Origin of the sequence: Macrococcus epidermidis, from assembly GCF_003259695.1 — a bacterium.
In the GTDB taxonomy this organism is placed as follows: Bacteria; Bacillota; Bacilli; order Staphylococcales; family Staphylococcaceae; genus Macrococcoides; species Macrococcoides epidermidis.
In genome coordinates, this window is sequence record NZ_PZJH01000019.1 from 1 (window position 1) to 1,276 (window position 1,276).

The window sequence follows — 1,276 nt, forward strand, 5'->3', positions numbered from 1 at the left end:
GGTGCTGAACCCTTAATTTGAGACATAACAAAAAAGCATCTCAATTAGGCTGCTTGTTTTCGATATTCTATCGGAGATAAGTAGCCTAATTTTTGTTGAATTCTATTTTCATTATAATTCTTGATGTATTTCTCTACAATTTCTTTTACAATGTAATTAGAGCTATTTCGCTCACTGTTTAAATAGAATGTTTCAGACTTTAGCGAGGAATGGAAACATTCAATACAGGCATTATCAGCAGGTGTCGCTTTTCGCGACATTGATCTGATAATGTCTTTTTCTTTGCATTCTTCATAATAATCTTTAGAGGTATAAACACTTCCTTGATCGCTATGTAATATGCACCCCTTCGGGAGTTCTATTTGATTTAGTGTATCTAAAACAAAATTCGTATCTTGTTTATCGTTTATTGTGTAAGCTATGATTTCTCCATTATATAAGTCCATAATCGATGATAAATAAAGCATTGTATTACCAAATGGTAAATAAGTTATGTCTGTTACTAACTTAGTTAAAGGTCTATCGGTTTTAAAATCGCGATTTAAGATATTATCTGTAATATAGTATGGTTTGCCCAATTTTTGTTCCTTTTTGGCTCTAGCTCTGCAACTCCACTTATTTTTTTGCATTATTCTTTGAACACGCTTATGATTAATTGGCTGTTCAGAGTCACGATTAATTATGTTACAAATTTTTCGATAACCGTAGGTAAAATTATTGTCTTTGCATATTTTACCGATCTTTTTCTCGAGATGATAATTTCTATTGGAAACATGATTTCTCCATCTGTAAAATGTTGAACGTGCTACTTGCAATGCAGATAACAATATTTCTAAGCTATATTCACTTCTTAATGATTCAACCAATTCCACTACAATCTCAGGTACCAACTCCTTTGTAATTCCTTGTACTTTTTTAAGACATCTAACTCCGCATCTTTCCTTCTTATTTCTAATTTTAATTTTTCAATTTCATCCAGTTCTTGAATTCCCTTAGCATAACTATATTGTTTTCCAACTTGTTGGTCGAATCGATATGTTTCTCCATTTCTGTACCATCTCCACCATGTTTCAACTTGGGTTTTATTCCTAATATTTAGTTCATCCATTATTTCTTTTGTACTTAAGCCAGCGGCTTTGAGTTCAACACATTTCCATTTAACTTCACTTGAATATGAAACTCTTTTCATAATAAAAACACTCCTATCAAATTCATTTTAATATGAATTCAACAAGAGTGCTTTTTTATTTTGTCTCACTAAATGGGGTCAGTTCGA

General features: G+C 31.5%; 1 protein-coding gene. It reads right to left on the reverse strand.

The genetic code is table 11. From position 1 onward, the window contains the following. Positions 1-44: 44 nt before the first annotated feature. Positions 45-1,189, reverse strand: a protein-coding gene (locus BHU61_RS13195; protein ID WP_420870479.1) for an IS3 family transposase whose coding sequence is annotated in 2 segments (ribosomal slippage) — positions 45-922 and positions 922-1,189 — 1,146 coding nt in all. Because the reading frame shifts where the segments join, the coding sequence is not laid out codon by codon here. Between the last annotated feature and the right edge of the window lie 87 nt (positions 1,190-1,276).